30 protein-coding genes are annotated in these 26990 nt (G+C 64.8%); 13 read left to right on the top strand and 17 right to left on the bottom strand.

What is annotated here, in order from left to right; all coding sequences use genetic code 11:
• Positions 1-19: 19 nt before the first annotated feature.
• Together AZSP09_RS14340 and AZSP09_RS14335 are read right to left on the bottom strand one after the other, a co-directional pair.
• Positions 20-628: a DctP family TRAP transporter solute-binding subunit gene (locus AZSP09_RS14340; RefSeq protein WP_152090414.1), complete on the bottom strand. Its 609-nt coding sequence runs from the start codon at positions 626-628 to the stop codon at positions 20-22.
• Between the two features lie 436 nt (positions 629-1064).
• On the bottom strand, positions 1065-1886 hold the full coding sequence (locus AZSP09_RS14335) for a hypothetical protein (protein WP_152090413.1): 822 nt from the start codon (positions 1884-1886) through the stop codon (positions 1065-1067).
• Between the two features lie 75 nt (positions 1887-1961).
• Between AZSP09_RS14335 and AZSP09_RS14330 the strand changes: the two genes are divergently transcribed.
• The 3 genes from AZSP09_RS14330 (at position 1962) to istB (ending at position 5008) form a co-directional block, all read left to right on the top strand.
• Positions 1962-2315 (top strand): hypothetical protein, encoded by a 354-nt coding sequence (locus tag AZSP09_RS14330; protein WP_197739018.1) that lies wholly within the window; start codon positions 1962-1964, stop codon positions 2313-2315.
• Positions 2316-2711: 396 nt separating this feature from the next.
• Entirely contained in the window at positions 2712-4259 is a 1548-nt protein-coding gene (gene istA, locus AZSP09_RS14325; RefSeq protein ID WP_152090412.1) for an IS21 family transposase, read from the top strand.
• Entirely contained in the window at positions 4256-5008 is a 753-nt protein-coding gene (istB, locus tag AZSP09_RS14320) for an IS21-like element helper ATPase IstB (RefSeq protein WP_152090411.1), read from the top strand. The genes istA and istB overlap by 4 nt, the downstream gene beginning before the upstream one ends.
• Before the next feature lie 171 nt (positions 5009-5179).
• Here istB and AZSP09_RS14315 read toward each other — a convergent pair whose 3' ends face one another.
• Positions 5180-6109 carry a pilus assembly protein PilM gene (locus AZSP09_RS14315; RefSeq protein ID WP_172974771.1) on the bottom strand — a complete coding sequence of 310 codons (930 nt, stop codon included), beginning with the start codon at positions 6107-6109 and terminating at the stop codon, positions 5180-5182.
• A gap of 162 nt (positions 6110-6271) precedes the next feature.
• Here AZSP09_RS14315 and AZSP09_RS14310 point away from each other — a divergent pair, with 162 nt between their 5' ends.
• Both AZSP09_RS14310 and AZSP09_RS14305 read left to right on the top strand, forming a co-directional pair.
• Positions 6272-8587 carry a penicillin-binding protein 1A gene (locus tag AZSP09_RS14310; RefSeq protein WP_130459408.1) on the top strand — a complete coding sequence of 772 codons (2316 nt, stop codon included), beginning with the start codon at positions 6272-6274 and terminating at the stop codon, positions 8585-8587.
• A 12-nt stretch (positions 8588-8599) separates the two neighbouring features.
• Positions 8600-8956, top strand: a complete 357-nt coding sequence (locus AZSP09_RS14305) for a DsrE/DsrF/TusD sulfur relay family protein (RefSeq protein ID WP_152090410.1) — start codon at positions 8600-8602, stop codon at positions 8954-8956.
• A gap of 39 nt (positions 8957-8995) precedes the next feature.
• Here the strand turns inward: AZSP09_RS14305 and cyaY are convergent, their stop codons facing one another.
• Entirely contained in the window at positions 8996-9313 is a 318-nt protein-coding gene (gene cyaY, locus AZSP09_RS14300) for an iron donor protein CyaY (RefSeq protein WP_130459410.1), read from the bottom strand.
• Positions 9314-9433: 120 nt separating this feature from the next.
• On the opposite strand from cyaY, the gene lptM reads away from it, so the two are divergent.
• The 5 genes from lptM to AZSP09_RS14280 all read left to right on the top strand — a co-directional run bounded on the left by lptM (position 9434) and on the right by AZSP09_RS14280 (position 13629).
• On the top strand, positions 9434-9607 hold the full coding sequence (lptM, locus tag AZSP09_RS20005; protein WP_172974770.1) for an LPS translocon maturation chaperone LptM: 174 nt from the start codon (positions 9434-9436) through the stop codon (positions 9605-9607).
• Positions 9604-10860, top strand: a complete 1257-nt coding sequence (gene lysA, locus AZSP09_RS14295) for a diaminopimelate decarboxylase (RefSeq protein WP_130459411.1) — start codon at positions 9604-9606, stop codon at positions 10858-10860. The genes lptM and lysA overlap by 4 nt, the downstream gene beginning before the upstream one ends.
• Before the next feature lie 72 nt (positions 10861-10932).
• A complete protein-coding gene (locus AZSP09_RS14290) occupies positions 10933-12345 on the top strand; it encodes an ATP-binding protein (protein WP_152090409.1) in 1413 nt (470 codons plus the stop codon).
• Positions 12342-12923: a response regulator transcription factor gene (locus AZSP09_RS14285; RefSeq protein ID WP_014236283.1), complete on the top strand. Its 582-nt coding sequence runs from the start codon at positions 12342-12344 to the stop codon at positions 12921-12923. Before AZSP09_RS14290 ends, AZSP09_RS14285 begins: the two co-directional genes overlap by 4 nt.
• A 286-nt stretch (positions 12924-13209) precedes the next feature.
• Complete coding sequence (locus AZSP09_RS14280) at positions 13210-13629, top strand: RNA-binding S4 domain-containing protein (RefSeq protein ID WP_152090408.1); 420 nt, start codon at positions 13210-13212, stop codon at positions 13627-13629.
• Here AZSP09_RS14280 and napF read toward each other — a convergent pair.
• From napF to AZSP09_RS14215, 13 genes are all read right to left on the bottom strand, one after another.
• Entirely contained in the window at positions 13626-14126 is a 501-nt protein-coding gene (gene napF / locus AZSP09_RS14275; protein ID WP_152090407.1) for a ferredoxin-type protein NapF, read from the bottom strand. The two genes, AZSP09_RS14280 and napF, sit on opposite strands and share 4 nt — an antisense overlap.
• Before the next feature lie 102 nt (positions 14127-14228).
• On the bottom strand, positions 14229-15098 hold the full coding sequence (locus AZSP09_RS14270; RefSeq protein ID WP_014236280.1) for an ethylbenzene dehydrogenase-related protein: 870 nt from the start codon (positions 15096-15098) through the stop codon (positions 14229-14231).
• 109 nt (positions 15099-15207) lie between these two features.
• Positions 15208-15798, bottom strand: a complete 591-nt coding sequence (locus AZSP09_RS14265) for a NapC/NirT family cytochrome c (RefSeq protein ID WP_014236279.1) — start codon at positions 15796-15798, stop codon at positions 15208-15210.
• A 283-nt stretch (positions 15799-16081) separates the two neighbouring features.
• The gene (gene ccmI, locus AZSP09_RS14260) at positions 16082-16945 is read right to left on the bottom strand and encodes a c-type cytochrome biogenesis protein CcmI (protein ID WP_152090406.1); all 864 of its coding nucleotides are present in this window, start codon (positions 16943-16945) and stop codon (positions 16082-16084) included.
• Positions 16942-17457, bottom strand: a complete 516-nt coding sequence (locus AZSP09_RS14255; protein WP_152090405.1) for a cytochrome c-type biogenesis protein — start codon at positions 17455-17457, stop codon at positions 16942-16944. The genes ccmI and AZSP09_RS14255 overlap by 4 nt, the downstream gene beginning before the upstream one ends.
• On the bottom strand, positions 17454-18038 hold the full coding sequence (locus AZSP09_RS14250) for a DsbE family thiol:disulfide interchange protein (RefSeq protein WP_152090404.1): 585 nt from the start codon (positions 18036-18038) through the stop codon (positions 17454-17456). The genes AZSP09_RS14255 and AZSP09_RS14250 overlap by 4 nt, the downstream gene beginning before the upstream one ends.
• A gap of 17 nt (positions 18039-18055) precedes the next feature.
• Entirely contained in the window at positions 18056-20047 is a 1992-nt protein-coding gene (locus AZSP09_RS14245; RefSeq protein ID WP_130459418.1) for a heme lyase CcmF/NrfE family subunit, read from the bottom strand.
• A 10-nt stretch (positions 20048-20057) separates the two neighbouring features.
• Positions 20058-20576, bottom strand: coding sequence for a cytochrome c maturation protein CcmE (gene ccmE, locus AZSP09_RS14240; protein WP_014236274.1), 519 nt, complete (start codon positions 20574-20576; stop codon positions 20058-20060).
• Entirely contained in the window at positions 20573-20767 is a 195-nt protein-coding gene (ccmD, locus tag AZSP09_RS14235) for a heme exporter protein CcmD (RefSeq protein WP_014236273.1), read from the bottom strand. The genes ccmE and ccmD overlap by 4 nt, the downstream gene beginning before the upstream one ends.
• 1 nt (position 20768) lies before the next feature.
• Entirely contained in the window at positions 20769-21521 is a 753-nt protein-coding gene (gene ccmC / locus AZSP09_RS14230; RefSeq protein ID WP_130459419.1) for a heme ABC transporter permease CcmC, read from the bottom strand.
• Positions 21518-22186, bottom strand: coding sequence for a heme exporter protein CcmB (gene ccmB, locus AZSP09_RS14225; RefSeq protein WP_014236271.1), 669 nt, complete (start codon positions 22184-22186; stop codon positions 21518-21520). Before ccmB ends, ccmC begins: the two co-directional genes overlap by 4 nt.
• Positions 22186-22803, bottom strand: a complete 618-nt coding sequence (gene ccmA / locus AZSP09_RS14220; RefSeq protein ID WP_152090403.1) for a cytochrome c biogenesis heme-transporting ATPase CcmA — start codon at positions 22801-22803, stop codon at positions 22186-22188. Before ccmA ends, ccmB begins: the two co-directional genes overlap by 1 nt.
• Positions 22804-23003: 200 nt before the next feature.
• Positions 23004-24014, bottom strand: a complete 1011-nt coding sequence (locus AZSP09_RS14215) for a cytochrome-c peroxidase (protein WP_152090402.1) — start codon at positions 24012-24014, stop codon at positions 23004-23006.
• Between the two features lie 369 nt (positions 24015-24383).
• Here AZSP09_RS14215 and AZSP09_RS14210 point away from each other — a divergent pair, with 369 nt between their 5' ends.
• Genes AZSP09_RS14210 through hypB form a run of 3 tightly spaced genes read left to right on the top strand, consistent with a single transcriptional unit; the run spans position 24384 to position 26956 of the window.
• Positions 24384-25373 (top strand): nickel-dependent hydrogenase large subunit, encoded by a 990-nt coding sequence (locus tag AZSP09_RS14210; RefSeq protein ID WP_152090401.1) that lies wholly within the window; start codon positions 24384-24386, stop codon positions 25371-25373.
• Positions 25366-25710: a hydrogenase maturation nickel metallochaperone HypA gene (gene hypA, locus AZSP09_RS14205; protein ID WP_014236267.1), complete on the top strand. Its 345-nt coding sequence runs from the start codon at positions 25366-25368 to the stop codon at positions 25708-25710. Before AZSP09_RS14210 ends, hypA begins: the two co-directional genes overlap by 8 nt.
• 49 nt (positions 25711-25759) lie before the next feature.
• The gene (hypB, locus tag AZSP09_RS14200; RefSeq protein WP_152090400.1) at positions 25760-26956 is read left to right on the top strand and encodes a hydrogenase nickel incorporation protein HypB; all 1197 of its coding nucleotides are present in this window, start codon (positions 25760-25762) and stop codon (positions 26954-26956) included.
• The last annotated feature ends 34 nt before the right edge of the window (positions 26957-26990 follow it).

Genomic DNA, 26990 nt, shown 5'->3' with positions numbered 1-26990 from the left:
CCAGATGAAATTACAAAGCCTATTTTTTACCGGTCACTTTGTAAATTTCATTCAAAATTTCCTTGCCATACCGCCCTTCCATTTCCTTGTGCACCTTGGTGAAGGACTGCTTCCACTCAGCAATTTCTTGAGGATTTGGCGTATAGATCTCGGTCTTTCCGGCCTTTTTGATTCCCTCCATGGCCATCCGGTCCTCTTCCTTCGCCTGATCGTAGTAGTAAGCCGTCGTGTTCTTCATAACGTTATCGAGGGCACTACGAATGTCGGGTGGCAACCCGTCCCAGAACTTCTTGTTCACGATGACCACATAGCCATGGTAAGCATGATTCGTCACTGCCAAATGCTTTTGTACTTCATAAAATTTCTGGGTATAGATATTGGTTGCTGGGTTTTCCTGGCAGTCAACCACCCCCGTCATCAGTGAGTTATAGACCTCTCCGAACGCCAGAACCTGCGGCATGGCACCAATTCCACGCATCTGCGCCTCAGCCACCTTTGAAGACTGAATACGAACCTTTTGCCCCTTCAAATCACTCGGCCTATGGATCGGCTTGTTACAGGTAAAAACCCGGAAGCCGTTATCCCAAAATGCCAATCCAGTGATGCCCTTAGGGGCAACAACAGCCATGAAACAAGAAGATTTCCGCAATTTTCAGCTGGGCCACCTGAAGCCATGCACGAGTTCGCGCATCAGGAATGAAACCGCACGAGCTAACAGCACCTCTCGTATGCGTATAGCGACTGCTTACAGCAGCATTGCTGCCCGACAATGCCACCCATGCTACTGGCAGCTAAGGCCGAGAAGTTCGCGTTCAGCAAACGCTCTGGATGTCCGCAACACTCAGTAAGCTGCCGTTGCGCTGCCTGAGTGCTAAAAGTCGGCTGAGGATTGGGAGCACGTATTCGTCGAATGAGAAAGCTAACCTTCGTTGCTGCCTTTGCCTGAACGTCCCCTGATTGAGGAACGACTGTCTCTCATCTTGCACAGACTGGTTTGCGGATCGACGGAAGAAATCTGAACCCATGAATTTGCGCGACGCAAGAAAGTTCAACCGTTGCCGGCGTTAAGTTGAGTTCCCCCACTCCTCCCAACCATTTCCCCATTCGTGAGCACGGTATAGAAGGGCTAATTTCGGGCCAAAGTAGGAGATTCGATCACTTGCCCACTCCTGGCCATGCCAGAATACGTGCACGTTCATACGCTTTCCCGGCGAAACCATCACCCAATACTGGCATACCTTATCGACATAGGTGAAAAGCTCGGGGTAGTGCGCACAAGTTTCCGGTGCGTCCGCCAAGATGGGCTGCAGCCGAGCGTAGCAGTCGAGCGCCATATCGCGTAACTCGTGAGACGCGGTCTCCTCTGAAAGTTTGGTCAGGATCGCAACCGCTGCCAGCGCGTCAAAATTCCCCAGCGCCACAAGGCAATCAAAGTGCTCATGGGTCAATTGGACGAGTTCTGCTTGCCCCTTGATAGACCCTTCTGTTGTGATCAATACGTCAATGACTGCGGGGGAAAGTGTCTGCAGCAGGCGCTGCAATTCCCAACGATCCGGCTTGGTTCCTTTCAAAATTTCCCAAAGGGGATTGTCAAACCAACTCGCCGTTCCTGGGTAGTGCCGCTCGGCTAGATCAACTGCATCGCTCAGATCATAGCTGCGCTTGGGAACCCGGGTGCCATGTTCATAACTGTCCCACTTCCTAGGACGATTCACCCCATCTGCAGTAATGCGGACAAGGTGGGGCTCCAAGGCTTTCTCGATGGCATAGGCGCTGGGCAAACCTGAACGCAGCTTGAGCACATGGAACCAAAGCTGAGTCCTCAAGACATCAATCAAGTTTCGTGGTGGCCGGCCCGGCTTTTTGGAGGTAAGGAATTTCGGCATTTGTATAGAGTACAGAAATTCCGGATTTCTGTTCGGGTAGATTGGGCGTGCGATCTGGCGAACACTGCGTGACCAATGACGACACTGACTGCCATGACCCTTTCGCCATCTCCCAAAACCCCAAGCCCCTTAAGGGCGCTCGATACACAGCAAATACTGCAGTCGAGGCCGCTTGTCGTGCAGTTGTATGAAGATCTTCTGGAGCGCCATGGCCCGATCCTCGGTGGAGTTGATTTGGCTCAAGCGATGGGATATCGGTCCTTGGCTGCATTCCGTCAGGCCCGCAGGCGCGGGCAGGTTGAAGTTTCCCTGTTCACCTTGCCTAACCGTCGGGGAGTCTTTGCACTGGGCCTTGATGTGGCCCGATGGTTAGCTGACGCATATCAAGCCAATCTGGTGGCTTCACATGAGTTACGCCAACCGACCTGAATAACAAATAGATCAGCGATATCAGGAATTCATTGGCATGAAATTGAGAACGACCAACGAGTAGATGAGTTGGCGGTTTCAGATGTGATCGAGAATTTCTGTCTATCGACGATAGCGCATTCACGAAAAGGACCTAGGCAGCAGGCGTTGCCTAGCTTTGTAATAAGGAGCATGCATGAAATAAGGACCGAACAAAATTCCCGGCCCATAAAACGCAAAACCCGAGGTGGCGACCTCGGGTTGCGTACTGCGGATTCAAGTTTGCGACTTGGAATAAGCAGTATCAGCAACGTCTCAGGATAAGTCAAGTCCGGGACGGTGGGCTTTCTCATCCGTTCGTTTCGCGTGAACGAACATTCAACCCTTCGGCGCGAGTCGCCGGATACGGAGAGATCCATGCGGATACCTGTAACACAGCAGCGTGAGATTGCACGCCTGCATTTTCATCAACCTCAATCAGCTCGTTCGATCAGTCGGATCACGGGCATCTGTGCCAACTCGGTTGGCGAGTTGCGCAAACGAATCCAGGCTAGTGGCAAAAACTGGCAGGATATTGTCGATCTGGACGACGATCAGTGGGAGTTGGCTCTGGGCACTAAAAACCGCTCAGTGGCCCAACGCAAGGTGTCGCCGGATTGGACATGGGTCCATGAGCAGATGCAGTTAGAGGATGCCACCCGGGAACAAATCTGGCAGGAATGGCGTGAAGAGCACCCGGATGGGATTGGTCAGTCCCAGTTCAACGAAGGTTACCGGAAATGGCTGGGGCAGCAACGTGTGGTGATGCGCCAGATTTACCGCCCGGGAGACCGGATGTTTACGGATTTTGCCGGGCGCAAGGTGGTCATCCAGGGCTGCTCAGGCGAACCGGTTCGCGAGGCCAATCTTTTCGTCGCCGTCATGGGCTGTTCAAGCCGCACGTATTTGGAACTGGTATGGCAACAGACGACGGCCTGCTGGCTGGCAGCACAGGCAAATGCCTTCGAGTATTTTGGCGGCGTGCCAAACTGGGTTGTCAGCGACAACCTGAAGGCGGCTGTGCTACGCCGTGAAAAAGATCGTATTGTCCTCAACCCCCAATATCTGGAATGTCTGAAGCACTACGGTACGGCCCCCATGCCGACCAAGCAACGCTCACCTCGGCAAAACGCAAAGGCGGAGGCCGGAGTGAAACTGGCCCAGCGCTGGGTTCTCTTCCGCTTGCGTGACCGGGTGTTTTTCAGCTTGGATGAGGCGAACGCCGAAATTCGCCGGCTCAACGAATTGTTGAATGATCGGAAGTTGACTAAAAGCGAAGATACTCGGCGCAGCAGGTTCCTTGCACTGGATGCGCCGGCCTTGCGTCCGCTGCCTTCTACTCGATACGAATTGTCGGAGTGGCGTCACAGCGTCCGGGTCGGAGACGACTATTTGATCGAACATGGCAAATGCTATTACTCGGTTCCCTGGCAACATCGGGGGGATGTGGTCGATTTGCGCATCACCAGCACCTCGCTGGAAATCTTTCGGCGCAACAAGCGGCTGGCGACCCATACGCTTCTCACGGAACCAGGAGATATCTCCCGGTACGAAGAGCACATGCCGGTTGCGCATCGCCGCGTCCAGGAAGGCGAACCTCATGCATTGCTGAATTGGGCCAAAGCGAAAGATCCAGTCATCGAGCAGCTTTTCACGCACCATCTCATCGAACGCCATGATCTGACCAACGGGCTCAAAGCGGCACGGAAGTTGCGAACATGGGCGCTGGAGTACGGTGATGAGCGTTTCCTGGCCGCCTGCCGTTACGCGCAATCCTGCAATATCACGGCGATCCGGAGCATCGAGTCTATCCTGAAGAAGAAAGCAGATCTGATGGCACAGCAGGCGGATGCCTCACCTCACTCTGGCGTACGCGAAGCCCACGAAAACAATCGGGGTGCCGCTTATTTCGGAGGGGAAGCATGAGCACAGTGCAACAAACCCTGAGCGGGCTGCGCCAACTGAAATTGGGAGGTATGGCCGACGCCTACCAACTCCAGCTGGATCAGCCGAAACTCAACACCTCATCCTTTGACGAACGATTGGCCATGCTGGTCGATCGGGAGATCTCGAATCGCGATACACGTCGCATCCAACGGCTGTTGAAAGGAACCGGGTTTCCGGAGTCGGCGGTATTGGAAGACTTGGATGATCGGGCTGGTCGAGGGCTGGATAAGGCTTTATTGGCTACTTTGGCTGGGTGTCAGTGGATTCTGCGCCACCAGAATCTGAACATCCTAGGGCCGACAGGGGTTGGAAAAACCTGGCTGGCATGTGCATTGGGCACCCAAGCTTGCCGGCAGGGAATCTCCGTTCTTTACTACCGGTGCTCGCAACTGTTCTCCGATATTGCGATGGCGTTGGCCGACGGTTCGGTCTCGACGCTCAAATCTCGGCTAGTCAAACCGGCGTTGCTGTTGATCGACGATTTCGGCAACGGGGAGATCAATCTGGCCGTTGGGCACGTGCTGCTCGATATCGTCGACCGGCGCATGCGCTGCGGTTCGCTGCTGATCACCAGCCAGTATCCGCGGGCGCAATGGCACGGACTGTTCCCTGATCCGACCCTTGCCGATGCGGTATTGGATCGTATCGTCCATCAATCGTATCAGCTTCAACTCAAGGGGGAGTCGATGCGGAAAATTCGGGCCCAGGAGAAGATGGCAGGGGAGTAATTCTCTTGGAGGGATGCTCACGCGTAGCAACGCTCGTGAGCATCATTTCTTTGTTGAGCGTGCGCAGTGCCGGACCGTGAATGCTGCTCATGATATTCGGGCGACCTGCTCATGGCAAACTGGGCCGACTGCTCATGTCGAATCGGTCGGGGTGATTGCGAAGGTCCGCTGTCAACAGTCCAGCCCGGGAATGGCCGCACATCCACCAGCCAAGACCAGATGATTGACCTGGTTGTACTGGGTGGAAGTGAAAAAGAACTGCAGGGCCCGGGAGACTTCCAGCGCCAGGCTTTCCATGAAGGGACGCAACAGTTCGGCTTCGTAGTTCTCCGGCAGGCCGCCGTTGCGTTTGGCTGCATCGGCCTCTTCGAAGCTCATGCCGTACTGGCGGACGATGTCCTGGGTCAGCTGGGCGCCACCGAAGGCCTGCTCCCGGGCATAGACCTGCTGGCCATTACGCATCACCGTCAGGTTGGTGACGTTGGCGCCGATATCCACAATCGCCACCACCTGGTTCTTTCCCTGGTCCGGCAACTGGCGCTCGATCAGTTCGAAGGCGGCGAGGGCGGCATAGGACTCCACGTCCATGACCGCTGCCTTGAGCCCGGCTGCTTCGGCCACGGCCACCCGGTCTTCCACCTTTTCCTTGCGGGAGGCGGCAATCAGCACTTCCACCTCATCCGGCGAGGACGGGGCGGGACCGATAACCTGGAAGTCCAGGTTCACTTCCTCCAGGGCGAAGGGAATGTACTGGTTGGCCTCGGATTCGACGAGTACTTCCAGTTCTTCTTCCCGCTGTCCGGCCGGAACGATGATCTTCTTGGTGATGACGGCCGCGGCCGGCAAGGCCATGGCTACCTGACGGGTGGAAGTACCCATGCGTTTCCACGCCCGCTTGACGGATTCCGCCGCGGCTTCCAGATTGACGATATTGCCATCCGCAATGACGTCCCGGGACAGCACTTCGATGGTATATCGCTCTACGCGGAAACCATCCTTGGCATTACCGGAAAGCTCGACCATCTTGACGGCGGACGAACTTATGTCCAGACCGATCAAGGGCTTGGCCTTCGGATTGAATATCGAGAGGTCGAGCTGCAAACCGGACTCCCCAAAAAAGTCCCTTTAAATATATATAGTTAGGGACAATACAGATAATTTACTTTAGATGCTAGCAGCAACTATAGAGCATGTAAAGCGAATTAACCCCGGCAAAAGGGCCGGCGTATAATCCGCGTTTCCCGTCGTTACAGGTCTGCCCCTTTGCCTGCCCTGCCCTCCCTCCCCCCGGCCCTGCGCTGGATTCTCTATCCCGTCTTCATCGTCGCCGGACTCGCCGTCATCGGTGCCGCCCTGGCGGGCATGGTGCTGATCCTGGCCTATCCCAACCTGCCTTCCCTGGAAGTCCTCACCGATTACCGGCCGAAGATTCCCTTACGTGTTTACTCGAGTGACGGCGCCCTGATCGGCGAATTCGGCGAGGAGCGCCGGGCCCTGGTGCGCATCCAGGACGTGCCCCCGGTGATGAAGCACGCCATCCTGGCGGCCGAGGACGAGCGCTTCTACCAGCACGGTGGCGTGGACACCCTGGGGGTGTTGCGAGCGGCAGTGGCCAACCTTTCCGGCGGCGGCAAGCGCCAGGGAGCTTCCACCATCACCATGCAGGTGGCGCGCAACTTCTTCCTCTCCAGCGAGAAGACCCTGTCCCGCAAGTTCTATGAGGCCCTGCTCTCCTTCAAGATCGAGCACAACCTCAGCAAGGACGAGATTCTCCAGCTCTACATCAACCAGATTTACCTGGGCCAACGGGCCTACGGCTTCGCCGCCGCCGCCCAGATCTATTTCGGCAAGTCCCTCAACGACATCACCGTGGCCGAGGCGGCCATGCTGGCCGGCCTGCCCAAGGCTCCCTCTTCCTTCAACCCGGTGGTCAATCCCAAGCGGGCCCGCCTGCGCCAGCAATATGTATTGCGGCGCATGCACGAACTGCATTTCATCGACGACAAGCAGCACGAGGAAGCCCTGAAGCAGACCCTGGTGGTGAAGCGGGATGCCAACGAGTTCTCGGTGCACGCCGACTACGTGGCCGAAATGGCCCGCCAGATCGCTGCCGAACGCTTCCCCGACGACGTCTATACCCGCGGCCTGCGGGTGTACACCACCATCCTCAAGGCCGACCAGGAAGCCGCCTACCAGTCCCTGCGCAAGGGGGTCATGGACTACGACCGGCGCCACGGCTACCGGGGGGCGGAAGCCTACGCCGACATGAAGGAAGTGCAGACCGACCAGGACGAAGACCTGGAAGACCTGCTCTCCGACCATAACGACGTGGGCGACCTGCAGGCCGCCATCGTGCTGCAGGCCGACACCAAGACCGTCAAGGCCTACAAACGGGGAGGCGAGCTGGTGGTGCTCTCCGGCGACTCCCTCAAGTTCGCCGCCCGCATGCTGGATGACAAGGCGCCCCCCAACAAGCGCCTGAAGCGGGGCGCCATCATCCGCCTGCAGAAGGACGACAAGGGCAACTGGCAGATCAGCCAGCTGCCGGAAGTGGAATCGGCCTTCGTCGCCACCGACCCCCGGGACGGCGCCATCCGCGCCCTAGTGGGCGGCTTCGACTTCAGCCGCAACAAGTACAACCACGTCACCCAGGCCTGGCGCCAGCCCGGCTCCAGCTTCAAGCCCTTCATCTACTCGGCCGCCCTGGAAAAAGGCTACACCCCGGCCACCATCGTCCAGGATTCGCCCATCGTCATTCCCGCCAGCGCCACCGGCAGCACCCCGTGGGAGCCACATAACTACGACGGCAAGTATGAAGGCCCGATGAAGCTGCGCACGGCCCTGGCCAAGTCCAAGAACATGGTCTCCATCCGCGTGCTGCAGGCCATCGGCACCCAGTACGCCCAGGACTACGCCACCCGCTTCGGTTTCGACGCCGAGAAGCACCCGCCCTACCTGACCATGGCCCTGGGCGCCGGCTCCGTCACCCCCTGGCAGATGGTCAGCGCCTACGCCGTCTTCGCCAATGGCGGCTACCGCATCCAGCCCTACGTGGTGCGGGACATCCGGGACGACAAGGGCAACATCCTGGCCCAGGCCCAGCCGGTGCCGGTGGGCGACGAGGGCAACCGGGCCATCGACCCGCGCAATGCCTACCTGATGGATTCCATGCTGCGCGACGTGGCCATCTTCGGCACCGCCGCCAAGGCCTCGGTGCAGCTCAAGCGCCGCGACCTGGCCGGCAAGACCGGCACCACCAACGACTACATCGACGCCTGGTTCTGCGGCTACCAGGCCACCGTGGTGGGCTGCGCCTGGGTTGGTTTCGACCAGCCGAAGAAGCTGGGCAGCGGCGAGACCGGCGGCCTGGTGTCCCTGCCCATCTGGATCAATTACATGCACACGGCCCTCAAGGACGTGCCGGAGAGCTTCCAGCCGGCGCCCGAAGGCCTGGTGTCCGTGGATGTGCCGAGCGAACGCTCCAAGACCGGCACTGCCAAGGAATTCTTCTACAGCGAAAACGTGCCCGCTGAAGTGCCGCCCGAACCCAAGGACGACGGCAGCAAGCCGGTGGATTGAGCGGGAACCGCCATGCAGAACGTACTCATCATCGTGCACGCGCCGCCCTACGGCAGCGAGCGGGTGCTCTCCGCCCTGCGCCTGGCCACGGCCCTGGCCGGCAACGAAGCCCGGACGGCGGTGCGCCTCTTTCTCATGTCCGATGCGGTGGTGGCCGGTCTGGCCAATCAGGTGGATGCGGCCGCCGGCGGCGGCCTGCGGGAGATGATCGAGGCCCTGGTGGCCCAGGGCGTGCCGGTGAAGCTGTGCCGGACCTGCGCCCAGGCCCGGGGCGTGCATGAACTGCCCCTGATCGCCGGCACCGCCATCGGTACCCTGCCGGAACTGGCCCAATGGACCCTGGAGGCAGACAAGGTCCTGACCTTCTGACGGGACGCCCCCCTCTCAGGCGGCCACGCCGCCTGGCGCTCAGCGCAGGGGTACCGGCTCCCCGGCCTGCTCGGCAAGCAGGCGTTCCAGCTTGGCAAAGAGTTCGCTCCCATCCCGGGTGTCGATCCAGTTGCCGTTGTCGGGGCGGAAGTGGAAGCCACCGGAGCGGGCGGCCACCCAGATTTCCCGGGCGGCGCCATGACGGTTGATGATCATCTTGGAACCGTCGGCAAACTCCACTTCGAGCACGCCGCCGGCACCCAGTTCGAAATCCACGTCGGCCCCGCTGTTTTCCAGGCCGGCCTCGATGGCCGCCAGGGTTTTTTCCGCCAGGGCGTTGAATTCGCTTTCTTCCATTTCCGATCCATTCTGCTGTGAAGGCAAGGGTTTGGGCCCTGTGCTACCATGACCGGTCACGACAAGGGCGGCCTCCTGGGGCCCTCTCCTTGCGCCCGAATTCCAAGTGAGCCGTAAGCCATGCACCCACGTTATCTGATTGCCGGCCTGCTGGCCCTGACGCTGACCGCCTGCGGCAGCAAGGGCCCCCTGGTCTATCCGCCGCCTGCCGACGGGCAGGCCCGGCCGGCACCGAACACCGGCGCCAATCCTAACATGCAGTCCCCCTCCCCTTCCCAGATACAGCCGCAATGACCTTCTTCTCCCGCAAAAACGGCGTCCTGCACGCCGAAGCCGTTGCCCTGAGCAGCATCGCCGCCCGGTTCGGCACGCCCACCTACGTCTATTCCCGGGCCGCCCTGGAAGCCGCCTACGGCGAGTTCCGCGATGCCCTGGCCGCCCATCCCGCCGGTGCCGGCGGCCTGGTCTGCTACGCCGTCAAGGCCAACTCCAACCTGGGCATTCTCAGCCTCTTCGCCCGCCTTGGCGCCGGTTTCGACATCGTTTCCGGCGGCGAACTGGAACGCGTCCTGGCAGCCGGCGCCGAGGCCGGCAAGGTGGTCTTCTCCGGCGTCGGCAAGACCGAAGCGGAAATGGCCCGGGCCCTGGAAGTGGGCATCCGCTGCTTCAACGTCGAGTCCGTGCCCGAACTGGACCGCCTCAACGCCGTCGCCGTGCGCCTGGGCAAGAAGGCCCCCCTGAGCCTGCGGGTCAATCCCAATGTGGATGCCAAGACCCACCCCTATATTTCCACCGGCCTCAAGCAGAACAAGTTCGGCGTCGCCTACGAGGATGCCCTGGCCCTCTACCGCCGCGCCGCCAGCCTGCCCGGCATCGAGGTCACCGGCATCGACTGCCACATCGGCTCCCAGCTGCTCGACGCTTCCCCCTTTGCCGAAGCCCTGGACAAGGTGCTGGCCCTGGTGGACCAGCTGGCCGCAGCCGGCATCCGCCTGCACCACATCGACCTGGGCGGCGGCCTCGGCATCCGTTACCTGGACGAAGCGCCGCCCCGGGTGGCCGATTACCTCACCCCCCTGCTGCAGAAGCTGGAAGGACGCGGCCTGCAGGTCATCCTGGAGCCGGGCCGCCGTCTGGTGGGCAATGCAGGTCTGCTGCTGACCAAGATCGAATACCTGAAGCCGGGCGAGGAAAAGAACTTCGCCATCGTGGACGCGGCCATGAACGACCTGATGCGCCCCGCCCTTTACGATGCCTACCACGACATCGTCGAAGTGGCTCCGGGCAATGCCGCCAAGGCCAGCTACTCCATCGTCGGCCCCATCTGCGAATCCGGCGACTTCCTCGGCCACGGGCGGGAACTGGCGGTGGTGCCGGGCGACCTGCTGGCGGTGATGTCCGCCGGCGCCTACGGTTTCTCCATGAGCTCCAACTACAACACCCGCCCCCGGGCGGCCGAGGTCATGGTGGACGGAGACCAGGTACACCTGGTGCGCCGCCGCGAGACCGTGGCCGAGCTGTTCGCCCTGGAAAGCCCCCTGCCCTGACCCCCGCGGGTGCCGCGGCAAAATGTCGCAGCGGCACCCCGCATCCCCTCGCCCCGCCCCGCGGGCGCTAGAATGGCGGCGATGCCTGCCGCCACGCCCTCCCTGCCCGCCACCCCATCCGTCGCCTCCGGCCAGCCCCTGGCCCGGCTGGTCATGCTGCGCCGGATCGAAGTCCTGGCCCAGGGCCTGGTCCTGGTGCTGGCTGCCGGATGGCTGCGCATTCCCCTGGAAGTCCTGCCCATGGCGGCCGCCAGCATCGGCCTGGGCCTCTTCAATCTCTACACCCAGTGGCGCCTGGGCCGCCCCCGGCCCGTGGGCGACCGGGAATATTTCTGCCAGCTCCTGCCCGACGTGCTGGTACTGACCCTGCTGCTCTATTACGCCGGCGGCTCGGCCAATCCCTTCGTCTCCCTGTTCCTGCTGCCCCTCACCATCGCCGCCGCCACCCTGCCCGGGCGCTACATCTGGGCCATGGCCGGCATCACCCTGGGGGCCTACACCTTCCTCATGTTCTTCAACCTGCCGCTGCCGCCGCCCCAGGGCGACCTGGCCCGGCTGGACGAAATCCTGGCCCGGGCCAGCGGCGTTGCCCCGGAGCACGCCGGCCACGGCGGCGCTCATGGTGGTGGATTCGCCCTGCATGTGCTGGGCATGTGGTTCAACTTCCTGGTGAGCGCCCTCATCGTTGCCTTCTTCCTTTCCCGCCTGGCCGCCACCCTGCGGGAGCGGGAACGGGAGCTGGGCGAGGCCCGCCAGCGGGAGCAGGAGCGGGCCCTGCGCCACGAGCAGATCCTGGCCCTGGGCACCCTGGCCGCCGGCGCCGCCCACAAGCTGGGCACGCCCCTGTCCACCATGGCCGTGGTGCTGCGGGAACTGGAGCTTGAACACGGCCAGACCCCGGCCCTGGGAGAAGACCTGGCCCTGCTGCGGCAACAGGTGGACCTGTGCAAGCGCACCCTGACCCAGGTCCTGGCCTCCGCCGGCGCCGCCCGGGAAGGGCAGGAAGCCGCCCCCGCCCGGCCCCTCGGCCAGTGGCTCAATGAGTTGCTCGATGGCTGGCGCGTGCTGCGGCCCCGGGTGCGGGTGGACTACCAGTCGGCAGATGGTGACGCCGAGCCTCTGGTGCAGGCGGAGCCGAGCCTGGAGCAGGCCCTCATCAACATCCTGGACAACGCCGCCGACGCCTCCCCCGAAGGGGTCGAAGTGCGCAGCCGCTGCCAGGGCGAGGACTGCATCATCGAATTCCTCGACCGGGGCCCGGGCCTGGACCCGGCCCTGGCCCCGCGCCTGGGCCAGGCCTTCGTCAGCACCAAGGACGACCCGACCCAGGCCGGCGGCAGCGGCATCGGCCTGTTCCTCACCCGGGCCACCCTGGAGCGCTTCGGGGGCCGCCTCGAACTGTGCAACCGGCCGGCCCCGGAAGGCTCCGGCGCCTGCTGCCGCATCACCCTTCCCCTCGCCGCACTGAACCGCCACAGGCCATGAACGACACCCTTCCCGCCAGCACCGACGCCCTCGACGGCCCGGACAACGACTGCCCCACCCTGCTCCTGGTGGACGACGACGAAGTCTTCCGCCGGGTCCTCACCCGGGCCCTGGAACGCCGCGGCTACCTGGTGACGCCGGCGGACAGCGCCGAGAGCGCCTACGCCCTGGCCAGCGCCAATCCACCCGAGTACGCGGTGGTGGACCTGAAGATGCCCGGCGACTCGGGCCTGGTGCTGATCGAAAAACTGGCCGCCCTGGAGGCCGGCACGCGCATCGTCATGCTCACCGGCTACGCCAGCATCGCCACGGCGGTGGAAGCCATCAAGCTGGGCGCCACCCACTACCTGGCCAAGCCGGCGGACGCCGACGAGATCGTCGCCGCCCTGCAGCGCACCGCCGGCGACGCCACCACGCCGGTGGCCGACTCGCCCCTGTCGGTGGACCGGCTCGAATGGGAACACATCCAGAAGGTGCTGGCGGAACACGGCGGCAACGTCTCCGCCACTGCCCGGGCCCTGAAAATGCACCGCCGCACCCTGCAGCGCAAACTGGGCAAGCGTCCGGTAAGGGAATAGGGGCAGCCCCCCAGACCATCACCAGGGGCACGCCCCGCCCCTCCGAGAGGCAGAAAGGACGCCACTTTTCGGGGTGACACCCCGGAGATGCAAGCAGCACGGGCATTCCAGGCCAGGCATCCACAGCCGTCCATTCCCGACGGGACACTGGCCCCAACAGCCAGTGGGACGGCCGGCACCACGGCAGGATGGGCATAGACCCGGGAGCGCGCTAGACTGCGGCCGGCCCACTTTCCGGCAACCAACCCCGAACCAAGCCGCAACCCAACCCGCCTTATCTCCCCCCATGGTCGACGACACCCCCCTGCCCTACATTCCCGGACTCAGCCGCGACGGCCGCCTGCGGCTGGACAAATGGCTGTGGGCCGCCCGTTTCTTCAAGACCCGGGCCCTGGCCCAGGACGCGGTGGAGGGCAACAAGGTCAAGCTCAACGGCCAGACGGTGAAGGCCTCCCGGGAGGTCAAGGCCGGCGACCGCCTCGACATCGGGACGGGCCAGGAACGCTGGGAAGTGACGGTGCTGGCGGTCAACGGCCAGCGGCGGCCGGCGCCGGAAGCCCGGCTGCTGTATGAGGAAAGTGCGGAATCCGTGGCGCGCCGGGCCACCGAGCAGGAACAACGGGCCCTGACCCCCTCCCCCGGCCAGGACAGCCGGGGCCGCCCGACCAAGCGGGACCGGCGCCGCCTGGACCGCTTCGCCGGCTAATCCGGACGGCCGATGCTGATGGCCGCCGTCGGGCAGGGCGCCAGGCAAGCGCCGCAGCCGGTGCAGCGGTCTTCCAGCAATACCGGCAGGGCCGGGCCGCCGGCCCGGGCGGGAAAGCGCAGGGCGCCCTCGGGACAGAAATCGCCGCAGCTGCGGCACTCCACCTGCTGCCGGGCAAGACAGGCCTCGCCGGCGGCGGCCTTGTAGGGCCAGGGTTGCCGGTCATCCTCCCGGCGCAGGGCCCGGGGCCGGCAGGCGCTGGCGCACTGGCCGCAGAAGGTGCATTCCCCCTGGCGGAAATCCACCACCGGCGGCTGGCCTGGGGCCAGCGCCGTCAGGATGCCGGTGGGACAGACCTGGATGCAGTCGCCGCAGCCGGTGCATTGCTGCAGGAAGGCCGCCTCGTCCACGGCCCAGGGCGGCCGCAGGGGCGCCGCCGGGGCGCTGCGGCCGCGGAAAAAGCCGCGCCGGGATAGGTTGGCAGGGGGATGGCTCAAGACGGCGTGCTCCGCGGCAGTAGCAAAGAAAAAGGCGGGGCAACTGCCCCGCCCCAATTGGCCGCAAAGCCAACTCGCGAAGATTTGCGGCCCGAGAGATCGTTACTGCTTGGCGGCGGTCACGTCGGCCTTGGCACCGACGCCCAGGCTGTAGCCGAAGGAAACGTGGTGGAAGCGGCCGCCGGCGTGGTCGTCGTGGATGGCGAAGCCGAAGGGCACGGTCTTGCCTTCGGCCAGGGCCACGTCGCCTTCGCCGCCGGTGAGCTTGCGGGTGAAGGTGACGGTCCAGGTGTCGCCCTTCTTCTCGCCCTTGGCATCCACCAGAGCCTTGCCGCCTTCCATGACGCGCTTGTCGGCGATGTAGCCGTCCACCGGCTTGGCGCCCTTACCGCTCTTCCACTGGATCAGATCGTAATAGACGCCGCCGGCCACATTGCCGTCCTTGACGTACTTGGTCTTCTTGTCGTCGGCGCCGGGCATGGTGCGGGCGTCGGTGTGGCAGCTCTGCCAGCAGCCGACCTGGTCGGCCAGGGGCACCTTGTCGCCGGCCAGCAGCACGGTCAGCTTGACCTCGTTGTCCTTGTCCAGCTTCTCGCCGCCGCTGGCGGGCTGCTTCCAGGAGAAGCGGAAGTACACGTTGTCCTTGTCGTAGGCGGCCTGGACGTTGACCGGGATGGAGCCGGCCTTGCCCTTGGGCGGGTTCGGTTCCAGCTTCTCGCCGGAGACCACCTTCTTGCCGATGTCGGCGATTTCCTCTTCGTGGCAGCCGGTGCAGGCCTCGCCCTTGCGGATGCCCTTGGCGCCGCTGTGGTCGGTGCCCTTGGTGATCCACTCGATGCCGGAGGTGCCCGGGTAGAACACGGTGATCTTCTTGGCGGGGACCTTGGACCAGTCGGGAGCGGCGAAAGCGGCCTGGCTGCCCAGGGCCAGCATGAGGCCGACGGCGGAGGCGATGGCGGTTTGCTTGAACATGGTGTAACTCTCCATTCTTGATTTGGGCTCGGGGAGCCGGCTGCTTGGTTCAGGGGCGGGGCCTTGCTGCGCCCCGCCGGTTACGGCCTGCCGTGGGATTCGACGCAGATTACTCGTCGTCGTCCTCAGGCATGTTCTGGGGTTTGTGGTGGGCAATACCCTTGTGGCAGTCGATGCAGGTCTTGTTGTCCTTCTGGGCCAGCTCGTGCATCTTCTTGGCGCGGGGCTTCTGCTTGTCCGTGTTCATGCCGTCGAAGCTGTGGCAGTTGCGGCACTCGCGGGAATCGCTCTTCTTCATCCGCTCCCACTCGTGGGTGGCCAGTTCCAGGCGCTTGGCCTCGAACTTTTCCTTGGTGTCGATGGTGCCGGTGAGCTTGCCCCAGACTTCCTGGCTGGCCTGGATCTTCCGCTTCATCTTGTGCACCCAGTCCTTCGGCACGTGGCAGTCGGAGCAGACGGCACGCACGCCGGTGCGGTTGGAGTAGTGGATGGTCTGCTTGTATTCCTGGTACACGTTGTCCCGCATCTCGTGGCAGGAGATGCAGAACTCCAGGGTGTTGGTGGCTTCCATGGCGGTGTTGAAGCCGCCCCAGAAAATGATGCCGCTGACGAAGCCGACGGTGATCAGCGCAAACAAGGAATACTTGGCGCTGGGCTTCTTGAGGGTGGCCCAAAGGCCGGTTTTCTGATTCTCGGACATGATGCGCTTTCTCTCCCTGAGGCCGGCAGCAGGGCTGAAATGCCCGAACCGGACTTCTCTCTATCGTGGGAAGCAGTCTAGCCGAGGCGAAAAGCCCGGATATTTGATGCGGGTTAATTCCGCGCAAAAACGCGGAACGGCCCGTGCGGGCCGTCCGAGACGCTGCTTAAACACTGGAAAATCAAGGATTTCACAAGGACCTGCCACCCCAGGCAGGATGGATGCGCCTCTCCGGCAGGGGGTACCGGAAAGTGGCACCCCGCCTGCCTTGCAGGCCTGCCGCCTACTTGCGGGCGGCCTTTTTCCCCGGCTGGGCCTCGGCCTTTTCCCGCAGGCGGGCCAGGGCTTCCTTGAGGGAGGTCTCCTCTTCCGAGCCCGGTTCCACCATGGGCAGCAGCCGTTCCCAGTAGCCGATGGCGGCCTTGTAGTCCTCCCGCTCGCCGGCGGCGACGCCCGCCAGGATCAGGGCCTGGGGCTCTTCCGGATTGAGCTTGAGGGCCTGGTTGATGAGCTGGGTCGGCTTGCCGGCGAAACGGCCTTCGCTGAGGCTGGCCAGGGTTTCGGCGTAGTCGGTGAGCAGGGCGGCGTTTTCCTGCAGCAGCTTGCCGCCCTTGGCGTAGGCGTCGGCGGCCTCCTGCAGGCGGCCCAGGGTCTTGTAGGAGCGGGCCAGCATGATCCAGCCCTTTTCGTCGTCCGGATTGTCCTTCATGCGGGCGGCCAGCTTGCCCACCATGTCGTTGATCTGCTCCGCCGTCACCTGGGGCTGGGCCTGCAGGTTGCGCGGGTCCAGGGCCTTGGGGTTGCCCAGCAGGGTGTAGCCCAGCAGGGCGGCGGCAGGCAGCAGCAGGGCCAGGACGATGGCGGTGGGGCGGCTCGGCCCCTGGCGCGGCGAGACCGCCTCGGCGGCCACGTCCACCTCTTCCAGCAGGCGCCGCTGCAGTTCTTCCCGGGCCTGCTGGTAGTCGGCTTCGCCCAGGGTGCCGGCGGCCTTTTCCTTTTCCAGCTCGGCTTCCTGGTCGCGGAACACGGCCAGGTTGGCCTGACGGCGGTCGGCCCGGCTCACCGCCCGGCCCCTGAGCAGGGGCGGCAGCAGGAGCAGGACGACGAGGGCCACCAGGACGGCGGCGGCGATGGCAAAGGCGGTCATTGGGCGGAATCTTTCTTGTCGGAGGCGGCGGCTTCCTGCAGCAGGGTTTCGGCGCGGCGGCGCTCGGCCTCGGAAAGGCCGCCGCCGGCAGCGGCCGTGGCGGCCACGTTACGCCGGCGCAGGTAGCGCACCAGGGCCACCAGGCCGACCACCAGGATCAGCAGGGGACCGAACCACAGCAGGGCGGTATTGTTCTGCACCGGCGGCCGGTAGAGGACGAAGTCGCCGTAGCGGGCCACCATGAAGTCGAGGATTTCCCGGTCGCTCTTGCCCTGCTGGATCATGCCGCGGATTTCCCGGCGCAGGTCCAGGGCCAGGTCGGCGTTGGAATCGGCAATGGTCTGGTTCTGGCAGACCAGACAGCGCAGCTCGGCGGAAATTTCCATGAGGCGCTTTTCCGCCACCGGGTCGGCGGCCAGGTCGGCCGCTTCCTTGGCCTGCAGGGAGGCGAAGGGGGCCAGGGCCGCCAGGGCCAGGCAGGCGGCCAGGCACAGTCGCTTGAAGGGGCTCATTTGTTCAGCTCCGCCACCAGGGGCAGGATTTTCTTTTCCAGCACCTCGGGGGTGATGGGGCCGATGTGCTTGAAGCGGATGACCCCGGCCTTGTCGATCAGGTAGGTCTCGGGAGCGCCATAGACGCCGTAGTCGATGGCGACGCGGCCGTCCAGGTCCATGATCACCGTCTGGTAGGGATTGCCCTTGGCCGCCAGCAGCTTGCCGGAGCGCTGGATGGCCAGGGTCATTTCCTTCTCCGGGGTGTCGGGCTTGCTGTCCAGGGCACCGTCGCCGCGCACTTCCTTCCAGTTGAAGCCGACGATGGGCAGGTAGTTGCGCTTGGACATTTCCACCAGCACCGGGTGCTCCTGCACGCAGGACGGGCACCAGGTGGCCCAGACGTTGAGCAGCCACACCTGACCCTTCATCTCCTCGGGGGAGAAGGTCTTGGCCGGGTTGTCCAGGCGCGGCAGGGCGAAGGCCGGAGCCGGCTTGCCCACCAGGGGCGAGGGCACTTCCCGGGGATTGAGGTTGAGGCCGATGGCCAGCAGCACCACCAGGACGATGAAACCGATGAGGGGCCAGAGGAACTTGTTCATGGTCGTGTCAGGCTCGTTCAGGCCGCGGCGGAAGAGGCGGCGGCGGTTGGCGTGGCGGCCCGGGCCTTGACCCGGTAGCGGCGGTCGGCGATGGCGATGAGGCCGCCCAGGGACATCAGCAGGCAGCCGCCCCAGATCCAGTCCACGAAGGGCTTGTAGTAGACCCGCACGGCCCAGGCGCCTTCCGGCTGGCTCTTGTTGATGGGCTCACCCAGGGAGACGTACACGTCCCGGGTCAGGCCGGCGTCGATGGCGGCCTCGGTCATGGGCATGGCGGAGGAGGCGTAGTTGCGCTTTTCCGGATGCAGCACCTTGTCCAGCTTGCCGTCCTTGAGCAGCTCCACCTCGCCGCGCAGGGCCAGGTAGTTGGGACCTTCCACCTGATGCACGCCGATGAAGCGGAATTCGTAGCCCACCAGATGGACGCTGTCGCCCGGCTCCATCTTCACGTCCTTCTCCACCTCGTAGTTCTTCACCAGGGTGACGCCGACGACGAACACGGCGACGCCGATGTGGGCCAGGTGCATGCCCCAGAAGCTGCGGGGCTGCTTGAAGACGGCGGCAGCGAAGGAAAGGTCGCCCCGGGTGGCGCGCACCCGCTGCAGGAAGTTGAGCACCGCGGTGAGGGTGATCCAGGCGGCCACCAGGATGCCGACGGCCACGGCGGTATGCCAGGTGCCGTAGATGAAGGGCACGGCCACGCCCACCAGCACGGCGGCGGCGAAGGCCCAGCGCAGCAGGCGGGCGATCTCGGCCAGGCTGGCTTCCTTCCAGCGGGCGAAGGGGGCCACGCCCATGAGGAACAGCACCGGCACCATCAGGGGGGCGAAGACGGTGTTGAAGTAGGGCGGGCCGACAGAAATCTTGCCGGCGTTGAGGGCGTCGATCAGCAGCGGGTAGAGGGTGCCGAGGAAGACGGTGCCGCAGCCCACCACCAGCAGGACATTGTTGGTGAGCAGGAAGGATTCCCGGGACACCAGGCTGAAGCGCCCGCCCAGGCCCACCTTGGGAGCGCGCCAGGCGAACAGCACCAGGCTGGAGCCGATCACCACCACCAGGAAGGCGAGGATGAAGATGCCCCGGGTCGGGTCGGTGGCAAAGGCGTGCACCGAGGTCAGCACGCCGGAACGGACCAGGAAGGTGCCGAGCAGGGACAGGGAGAAGGCGCCGATGGCCAGCATCACCGTCCAGTTCTTGAAGCTGCCGCGCTTCTCGGTCACCGCCAGGGAGTGGATCAGGGCGGTGCCCACCAGCCAGGGCATGAAGGAGGCGTTTTCCACCGGGTCCCAGAACCACCAGCCGCCCCAGCCCAGCTCGTAATAGGCCCACCAGGAGCCGAGGGCGATGCCCAGGGTGAGGAAGATCCAGGCGGAGGTGGTCCACGGCCGGGACCAGCGGGCCCAGGCGGCGTCCAGCTGGCCGGAAAGGAGGGCGGCGACGGCGAAGGCGTAGGCCACGGAGAAGCCGACGTAGCCCATGTAGAGCATGGGCGGGTGGAAGACCAGGCCCGGGTCCTGCAGCAGGGGATTCAGGTCGCGGCCTTCCTGGGCTGCCGGCAGCAGGCGCTCGAAGGGGTTGGAGGTGACCAGGATGAAGAGCAGGAAGCCGGCCGCCACCAGACCGAGGACGCCCAGCACCCGGGCCACCATGGGCTCCGGCAACTGGCGCGACAGGGCCGCCACGGCGAAGGTCCACAGGGACAGCATCAGGGCCCACAGCAGCAGGGAGCCTTCGTGGCCGCCCCACACGGCGGAGAACTTGTACAGGGTGGGCAGCAGGGTGTTGGAATGCTGGGCCACATAGACGACGGAGAAGTCGCTCTGCACGAAGGCCCAGGTCAGGCAGCCGAAGGCGAAGGCCACCAGCAGGGCCTGGGCCATGGCCGCCGGACGGGCGACGAGGACCCAGGGGGTACGGCCCTGATGGGCGCCCACCAGGGGCAGCACGCCCTGCACCAGGGCGACGCAGAAGGCCAGTATGAGGGCGAAGTGCCCGAGTTCGGGGATCATGGGGTCGCTCTCAATACTTCAGGGTTTTGGCCGCAGCCTTTTCGGCCGCCTCGACGGCCGCCTTCTTCTCGCCGGCTTCCGCCGCGGCCTTGTTCTCGCCGGCCTTGGCATGGGCGTCGGCAACGGCCTTCTGGGCTTCCGGCGGCATGTAGTTCTCGTCGTGCTTGGCCAGCACCTCGGTGGCGACGAAGAGGCCGGCATCATCCAGCTTGCCCTGGGCCACGACGCCCTTACCTTCCTTGAACAGGTCCGGCAGGATGCCCTTGTACTGCACCGGCAGGGTCTGGTCGGTGTCGGTCACGGCGAAACGGACGCTGACGCCGTCGGCCAGGCGCTCGACGCTGCCTTCCTTGACCAGGCCACCGATGCGGAAGGTCTTGCCCTTGGGCGCCTCACCGGCCAGGACCTGGGTGGGGGAGAAGAAGAACACCAGGTTGCTGTTGAAGGCGTTCAGCACCAGGGCCGTGCCGATGCCGAGAACCGCCAGACCGGCGACGATGAGGGCGATGCGCTTGTGACGGGCTTTCAACTTTCTTCACTCCTTTGGGCCAGATTCTCGGCAGTGATCTGCCGCTTCAGGCGGGACAACAGGTTCTTACGACGCCGGGCGACGATGATCGGTTCCACCGCCATGATGAGGGCGGTGACGCCGAAGGAACCCCAGACGTAAAAGGCGTAACCGCCCATGGCGAAAAACTCGGAGGCGCTGTTCCAGTGCATCTCAGGACTCCTTGCCGGCCAGCAGCTGGCGCACCCATTCGGTGTGCCGCTCCCGCTCCAGCATGATGTTGCGGGCCCGCCCCAGGGCCACGGCGATGGAATACATCCAGAAGCACAGGGCCACCAGCAGCATGGCCCAGAGCATGGTGGCGGCCATGGAGGGGGACTTGGTGAGGGAGACGGAAGCGCCCTGGTGCAGGGTGTTCCACCACTTCACGGAGAAATAGATGATGGGGATGTTCACCACGCCCACCAGGGCCAGCACGGCGCCGGCCTTGTCGGCCCGGCGCGGGTCGTCGATGGCGGACTGCAGGGCGATGAAGCCGATGTAGAGGAAGAGCAGGATCAGCTCGGAGGTCAGCCGCGCATCCCACACCCACCAGGTGCCCCACATGGGCTTGCCCCAAAGGGCGCCGGTCCACAGGGAGAGGAAGGCCATCAGCGCCCCGGTGGGGGCCAGGGCGGTGGCCATCATGCCCGACAGGCGGGTGTTGAAGGCCAGGCCCAGGGCGGCCCAGAAGGCCATCACCAGGTAGATGAACATGCTCATCCAGGAGGCGGGCACGTGGATGAAGATGATGCGGTAGCCCTCGCCCTGCTGGAAGTCCGTGGGGGCCACGAACATGCCCAGGTAGAGGCCGGCCGCGCCGAAGACGACGGAGAGGGCGACGAACCAGGGGATCATCTTGCCCGCCAGGGGGTAGAAGGTCGCCGGGGAGGCGAACTTGAACCAGTTGATCAGTCGATTGTTCATTCGAGAGATATCTTCAAGGCCGCCGCGGTCGCCCACGGCGCGAAAAACAGGCTGCCGGCCAGCAAGGCGCCGAGCAGGGACAGATGGGCTTCGAAGCCCAGGCCGGAAACGGCCGCATCGACGGCGCCGGCACCGAAAATCAGCACCGGAATATACAGGGGCAGCACCAGCAGGGAAACCAGCACGCCGCCGCCCCGCAGGCCCAGGGTCAGGGCGGCGCCGATGGCGCCGATGGCTGAGAGGGAGGGGGTGCCCACCAGCAGGGCCAGGGTCAGCACCAGGAGGCCGTCGGCGGACAGGTCGAACTGTAGGCCGAGAACCGGCGCCAGCAAAGTCAGGGGCAGCCCGGAGGTGAGCCAGTGGGCGGCCATCTTGCCGAGCACGGTGACCGGCAGGGGCTGGGGCGCCAGCACCAGCTGTTCCAGGGTGCCGTCCCGGTAGTCGTCGCCGAAGAGGCGCGGCAGGGTCAGCATGGTGGCCAGCAGGGCCGCCACCCACAGCACGCCGGGGGCCATCTTGCGCAGCATGTCCATCTCGGGGCCGACCCCCAGGGGAAAGAGGCTGACGACGATGATGAAGAAAAACAGGGCGGAAACCAGATCGGCCTGGCGGCGCAGGGCCAGCTTCAGGTCCCGGGCGATGACGGCGAAGAGCAGGTCGAGCATCAGGCCCCCAGCCGGTATTCGCGGACGGCGCCGGCGGGAATGGTCACCGCCTGGTGCGTGGTCATCACCGCCAGGCCGCCCCGCTGCAGGTGGGCGCCGATGAGGCCGGCCACCATGTCCACGGCGGCCACGTCGAGGGCCACGAAGGGCTCGTCCAGCACCCACAGGGCGCGGCGCTCGTGGATCAGGCGGGCCAGGGCGACGCGGCGCTTCTGGCCCTGGGACAGGTATTTGGCCTGCAGGTCTTCCCGCCCGGCCAGGCCGACGGCGTAGAGGGCCTCCAGGGCCTGCTCCTCGGAGAGGGGCTCGCCGGCCAGACGGGCCGAGGCCAGCAGGTTCTCCAGGGGCGTCAGTTCTTCCTTGATGGCGTTGTGGTGGCCCATGTAGCACAGCTCGGCCCGGTAATCCTCGGCCAGCTTGCGGATCGGCTCGCCGCGCCAGGTGATCTCGCCCGCCACGGGCTGGGCCAGGCCCACCAGCATGCGCAGCAGGCTGGTCTTGCCGGCGCCGTTTTTGCCCTGCAGGTTGAGCAATTCTCCGCCTTCCAGGCGAAAGCTCACCCCGGCGAACAGGCGACGGTCACCGCGTACGCATTCCAGTTGGGAGGCTTCCAGCATTGATGAGGGCGTCCAGGCAATCTGGGCGGGATTATGGAGGCGAGAGTGTAGCGGCTCTTTGATGGGAAACAAAACCGGTGCAAATTATTCCCGGCAGCCCGGATTATGGGCTATCCGGCACCTGTTCCCAATAGCCGGAAGCATTTAGGTGCAGAAAAAAACGGGGGCCACGGCCCCCGTTCCAAGTCGAGAGGCGCTGCTTACTTCTTGCCGAAGGGCTGGGGACGCGGGGTGGCGTCGGCAGACGGCGGCAGGATCGGCAGCTTGAAGCTGGGCTGGTCGCCGGTCAGGGTCTTCAGGAAGGCCACGATCTTGGCGTTTTCCTCGTCCGTGAACTTCTTGCCCAGCTGGATGCGGCCCATGGTGTCCACCGCTTCCTTCAGGGTGTTGGCGGCGCCGTCGTGGAAGTAGGGGTAGGTCATTTCCACGTTGCGCAGGGTCGGCACCTTGAAGTTGAAGCGGTCCGCATCCTTGCCGGTCACGGCGACCCGGCCTTCGGCGGCGCTGGAAGCCTTGTACGGTTCCACCACGCCCATCTTCTGGAAGGAGTTGCCGCCCACGGCCGGACCGTTGTGGCAGGCGACGCAGCCGCTGTCCTTGAACAGCTTGTAGCCTTCCAGTTCGTTCTTGCTCAGGGCCTTCTGGTCGCCCTTCAGCCACTTGTCGAAGCGGGAATTGGGGGTCGCCAGGGTTTCCTCGAAGGCGGCGATGGCCTTGGTGATGCCGTCGATATCCACCTTGTCGGAGCCGAAGGCCTTCTTGAACTCGGCCACGTAGCCGGGGATGGACTTCACCACGTCCACCGCCAGGGTGTGGTTGGAGGCCATTTCACCCGGGTTGGCGATGGGGCCGCCGGCCTGGGCCTTGAGGTCGGCCGCACGGCCGTCCCAGAACTGGGCCACGTTGAGGCTGGAATTGAGCACGGTGGGCGCGTTGATGGGACCTTCGTTCCAGTTGTGGCCGATGGAGGTCTTGATGTTGTCCGTGCCGCCCATGGACAGGTTGTGGCAGGAATTGCAGGAAATGAAGCCGGACATGGACAGCCGGGGATCGAAATACAGCTTCTTGCCCAGTTCCACCAGGGCCGGGTTGGCCACCTTGGCGGGCTTGATCGGCTGGATGGGCTCGTTGCCGGCGGCTTGCGCCAGGCCGGCAAGGCCCAGGGTGGCCGCCAGGACGATGGCGGTCGGCGTGATCTTGAGTTGGAACATGTGTCACTCCCTTCGGGTTATGGAAATATTGTGCCGCCATTGTCCATCCCGCGAGCAGGGTCTTGTTGACGTAAGTCAATGTTTTTCAATGGTTTTTGGCTATACATCCTATAGCTTTCGCCTATACACCCTTACGGCGGCGGTCCTCGGACAACATCCGCCGCCGGCCTTCAACGCCTGTATTGGCCGGGGATTCCGGAGCAATCGGCGGCCCCGCCGCCGCCTCCCCGGGAAGCCGGCCCTCATCGCCACACCGGACGGGCCGTACGGCCCTCGCCCGCCCCTATCTCCCGCCCACTTGACGGTAATCAAGGCGACGGCGGCCCCGATCCCCTAGGGTAGCGGCTTTTTTGCGGGGGGCAGGCCAGCATGGGCCAGCACGAGGGAAACGACGGCGCACTGCAACTGGCCCTGGAATGGGACGGCCAGGGCATTGCCGCGGCCCGCGTCGCCAGCCCCCGCCCCCTGGCCGCCCGCCTGCTGCAGGGCCGTCCTGCCGCCGAGGCCGGTGAACTGGCGCCGCGCCTGTTCACCCTCTGTGCCGCCGCCCAGGGCAGCGCCGCCCGCCGGGCCCTGGCCGCTGCCGCCGGCGCCCCGATGGCCGAGCCGGATGGGGCCGAACGGCAGCGCCTGAGCCGGGAGATGATCGGCGAACACCTGTGGCGCCTGGGCCTGGACTGGCCGCCCCTGCTGGGCCTGCCGCCGCGCAAGGAGGCCCTGGTGGCCTGGCGCAAGGGCCTGCCCGCCGCCGATCGGCCCCAATGGCGCAGCTTCGCCGCCCATGCCCTGGAACTGCCGCGCTGCGCGGCTTCCGGCACGGACCTGCTGGAACACCTGGATGCATCCGCCTGGTGGCAATCCCTCCCCGGAGAGCGGGACTGGGACTGCCTCGCCGCCCATGCCCTGGCCCCGACCCTGGCCGGCCAGCCCCGGGAAACCGGCGCCGCCGCCCGCTGCCGCCGGCAGCCCGAGGTGGCCGCCCGGTGGCAGGCCGGCCGCCGTGTCGCCGCCCGCCTCCAGGCCCGCTGCCTGGAGCTGGAAGCCCTGCTCGACGGCCACTGGGACCCGGCCTGGGTGGATGCCTGCAGCCCAGCCCCCGGCATCGGCCTGGCGCGGGTGGAAACAGCCCGAGGGCCCTTGCTGCATCTGGTGGCGCTGGCTGCCGGCACGGTGCAGCGCTATGTTATTGTTGCCCCCACGGAATGGAACTTTCACCCGGCCGGTGCCTTCGTCCAAGACACCACCGGCCTGCCCGCCCCGACCCCGGAAGCCGCCCGGCACATGGCCCGCTGCATCGCCCTGTCCCTGGACCCCTGCGTCGCCGTGGGCATCACCCTGGATACGCATCACCATGCATGAGATGTCCCTGGCAGAGGGCGTGCTGCAAATCGTCGAAGACGCCGCCCAAGGCCCCCAGGGCTTTGCCCGGGTAAAGACCGTCTTCCTCGAAATCGGCCAGCTCTCCTCGGTGGAACCGGAAGCCATGGCCTTCTGTTTCGAGGCGGTGAGCAAGGGCACGGTGGCCGATGGCGCCAAGCTGGAAATCGTCAGCGTCCCCGGCGAGGGGCTGTGCCTCTCCTGCCAGAAGACCGTGCCCCTGGCCCAGGTGTACGACCCCTGCCCGGAATGCGGCGGCTACCCGGTACAGCCCACGGCCGGCACGGAAATGCGGGTGCGGGAACTGGAAGTCGATTGAGGGCCAGCCCTCACCACAGAATTCAGGAAATCGAAGGAGCATCGAGCAAATGTGTACCACCTGCGGCTGCGGCGCCGGCGAAACCCGCATCGAGGGCGACGCCCTCCACGATCACGAACATGGTCACGAACACTGGCATGTGCATGAGGACGGTACCGCCCACAGCCATGGCCACGAGCACGGTCACGGCCACAGCCATGCCCACGACGAGCACCAACACGAACATGTGCACGCCGACGGCACCCGTCACAGCCACCCGCACCACCACGACGGCGAGCATCATCACGATCATCAGGGCGTCACGCCCCAGCCAGCCGCCCCGGCCCACGGCCACGTCCATACCCACGCCGACGGCACCAGCCACAGCCATCCCCATACCCACGAGGGCGAGCACCACCACGCCCACGCCGAGGGAGACCAAGGCGACCACGGGCACGGCCATCACCACCATCACGGCGATGGCAGCATCGACTACGGCAGCGGCCCCGCCGGCGCCCACGCCCCGGGCATGAGCCAGAAGCGCATGGTGCAGATCGAGCGGGACATTCTCTCCAAGAACGACGCCTACGCCGCCAAGAACCGCCAGGCCCTGGCCGAGAAGGGCGTGTTCGCCCTCAATCTGGTTTCCAGCCCCGGCTCCGGCAAGACCACCCTGCTCTGCCGCAGCATCGAGGAACTGAAGACCAAATACCGGGTGGCCGTGATCGAGGGCGACCAGCAGACCAGCTTCGACGCCGAACGTATCCGCGCCACCGGCGCCCCGGCCCTGCAGATCAACACCGGCAAGGGCTGCCACCTGGACGCCCACATGGTGGGCCACGCCCTGGAAAAGCTGGAGGTGCAGGACGACTCACTGCTGCTGATCGAAAACGTCGGCAATCTGGTGTGCCCCGCCGCCTTCGACCTGGGCGAGGCCGGCAAGGTGGTGATCCTCTCCGTCACCGAAGGCGAGGACAAGCCGCTGAAGTACCCGGACATGTTCCGGGCCGCCCGCCTGATGCTGCTCTCCAAGGTGGACCTGCTGCCCCACCTGACTTTCGATGCGGATAAGGCGGTGGAATACGCCCGCCGGGTCAATCCGGCCCTGGAAGTGATCCGGGTCTCCACCACCAGCGGAGAAGGCTTCGCCGAGTGGCTGGCCTGGGTGGAAAAGGGCCTGGCCGCCGCCAAAGCAGCCCGCCAGGAAAACGTCGCCGCCCTGAAAGCCCGCATCGCCGAACTGGAAGGCCTGCTGGCCCGCCGCTGATTCCCGGGGCGGCTCTGCCGCCCCGGTTGCACCA

Source organism: Azospira sp. I09 (genome assembly GCF_009177135.1).
Classification (GTDB): Bacteria; Pseudomonadota; Gammaproteobacteria; order Burkholderiales; family Rhodocyclaceae; genus Azospira; species Azospira oryzae.
Note: the sequence above shows the minus strand (reverse complement) of the source record. Positions and strands in the feature narration are given on the sequence as shown.

Excerpts from the sequence above, each read along its gene's own strand:
- ccmB (WP_014236271.1), bottom strand. The coding sequence starts at position 22,186 with ATGCTCGACCTGCTCTTCGCCGTCATCGCCCGGGACCTGAAGCTGGCC.
- AZSP09_RS14270 (WP_014236280.1), bottom strand. The coding sequence starts at position 15,098 with ATGTTCAAGCAAACCGCCATCGCCTCCGCCGTCGGCCTCATGCTGGCC.
- lysA (WP_130459411.1), top strand. The coding sequence starts at position 9,604 with ATGACCTTCTTCTCCCGCAAAAACGGCGTCCTGCACGCCGAAGCCGTT.
- AZSP09_RS14340 (WP_152090414.1), bottom strand. The coding sequence starts at position 628 with ATGGCTGTTGTTGCCCCTAAGGGCATCACTGGATTGGCATTTTGGGAT.
- hypB (WP_152090400.1), top strand. The coding sequence starts at position 25,760 with ATGTGTACCACCTGCGGCTGCGGCGCCGGCGAAACCCGCATCGAGGGC.
- AZSP09_RS14330 (WP_197739018.1), top strand. The coding sequence starts at position 1,962 with ATGACGACACTGACTGCCATGACCCTTTCGCCATCTCCCAAAACCCCA.
- ccmD (WP_014236273.1), bottom strand. The coding sequence starts at position 20,767 with ATGCACTGGAACAGCGCCTCCGAGTTTTTCGCCATGGGCGGTTACGCC.
- cyaY (WP_130459410.1), bottom strand. The coding sequence starts at position 9,313 with ATGGAAGAAAGCGAATTCAACGCCCTGGCGGAAAAAACCCTGGCGGCC.
- AZSP09_RS14255 (WP_152090405.1), bottom strand. The coding sequence starts at position 17,457 with ATGAGCCCCTTCAAGCGACTGTGCCTGGCCGCCTGCCTGGCCCTGGCG.
- lptM (WP_172974770.1), top strand. The coding sequence starts at position 9,434 with ATGCACCCACGTTATCTGATTGCCGGCCTGCTGGCCCTGACGCTGACC.
- hypA (WP_014236267.1), top strand. The coding sequence starts at position 25,366 with ATGCATGAGATGTCCCTGGCAGAGGGCGTGCTGCAAATCGTCGAAGAC.
- AZSP09_RS14335 (WP_152090413.1), bottom strand. The coding sequence starts at position 1,886 with ATGCCGAAATTCCTTACCTCCAAAAAGCCGGGCCGGCCACCACGAAAC.
- istB (WP_152090411.1), top strand. The coding sequence starts at position 4,256 with ATGAGCACAGTGCAACAAACCCTGAGCGGGCTGCGCCAACTGAAATTG.
- AZSP09_RS14245 (WP_130459418.1), bottom strand. The coding sequence starts at position 20,047 with ATGATCCCCGAACTCGGGCACTTCGCCCTCATACTGGCCTTCTGCGTC.
- AZSP09_RS14305 (WP_152090410.1), top strand. The coding sequence starts at position 8,600 with ATGCAGAACGTACTCATCATCGTGCACGCGCCGCCCTACGGCAGCGAG.
- AZSP09_RS14250 (WP_152090404.1), bottom strand. The coding sequence starts at position 18,038 with ATGAACAAGTTCCTCTGGCCCCTCATCGGTTTCATCGTCCTGGTGGTG.
- AZSP09_RS14265 (WP_014236279.1), bottom strand. The coding sequence starts at position 15,798 with ATGTCCGAGAATCAGAAAACCGGCCTTTGGGCCACCCTCAAGAAGCCC.
- AZSP09_RS14280 (WP_152090408.1), top strand. The coding sequence starts at position 13,210 with ATGGTCGACGACACCCCCCTGCCCTACATTCCCGGACTCAGCCGCGAC.
- ccmC (WP_130459419.1), bottom strand. The coding sequence starts at position 21,521 with ATGAACAATCGACTGATCAACTGGTTCAAGTTCGCCTCCCCGGCGACC.
- AZSP09_RS14210 (WP_152090401.1), top strand. The coding sequence starts at position 24,384 with ATGGGCCAGCACGAGGGAAACGACGGCGCACTGCAACTGGCCCTGGAA.
- ccmI (WP_152090406.1), bottom strand. The coding sequence starts at position 16,945 with ATGACCGCCTTTGCCATCGCCGCCGCCGTCCTGGTGGCCCTCGTCGTC.
- AZSP09_RS14290 (WP_152090409.1), top strand. The coding sequence starts at position 10,933 with ATGGCGGCGATGCCTGCCGCCACGCCCTCCCTGCCCGCCACCCCATCC.
- ccmA (WP_152090403.1), bottom strand. The coding sequence starts at position 22,803 with ATGCTGGAAGCCTCCCAACTGGAATGCGTACGCGGTGACCGTCGCCTG.
- AZSP09_RS14285 (WP_014236283.1), top strand. The coding sequence starts at position 12,342 with ATGAACGACACCCTTCCCGCCAGCACCGACGCCCTCGACGGCCCGGAC.
- AZSP09_RS14215 (WP_152090402.1), bottom strand. The coding sequence starts at position 24,014 with ATGTTCCAACTCAAGATCACGCCGACCGCCATCGTCCTGGCGGCCACC.
- istA (WP_152090412.1), top strand. The coding sequence starts at position 2,712 with ATGCGGATACCTGTAACACAGCAGCGTGAGATTGCACGCCTGCATTTT.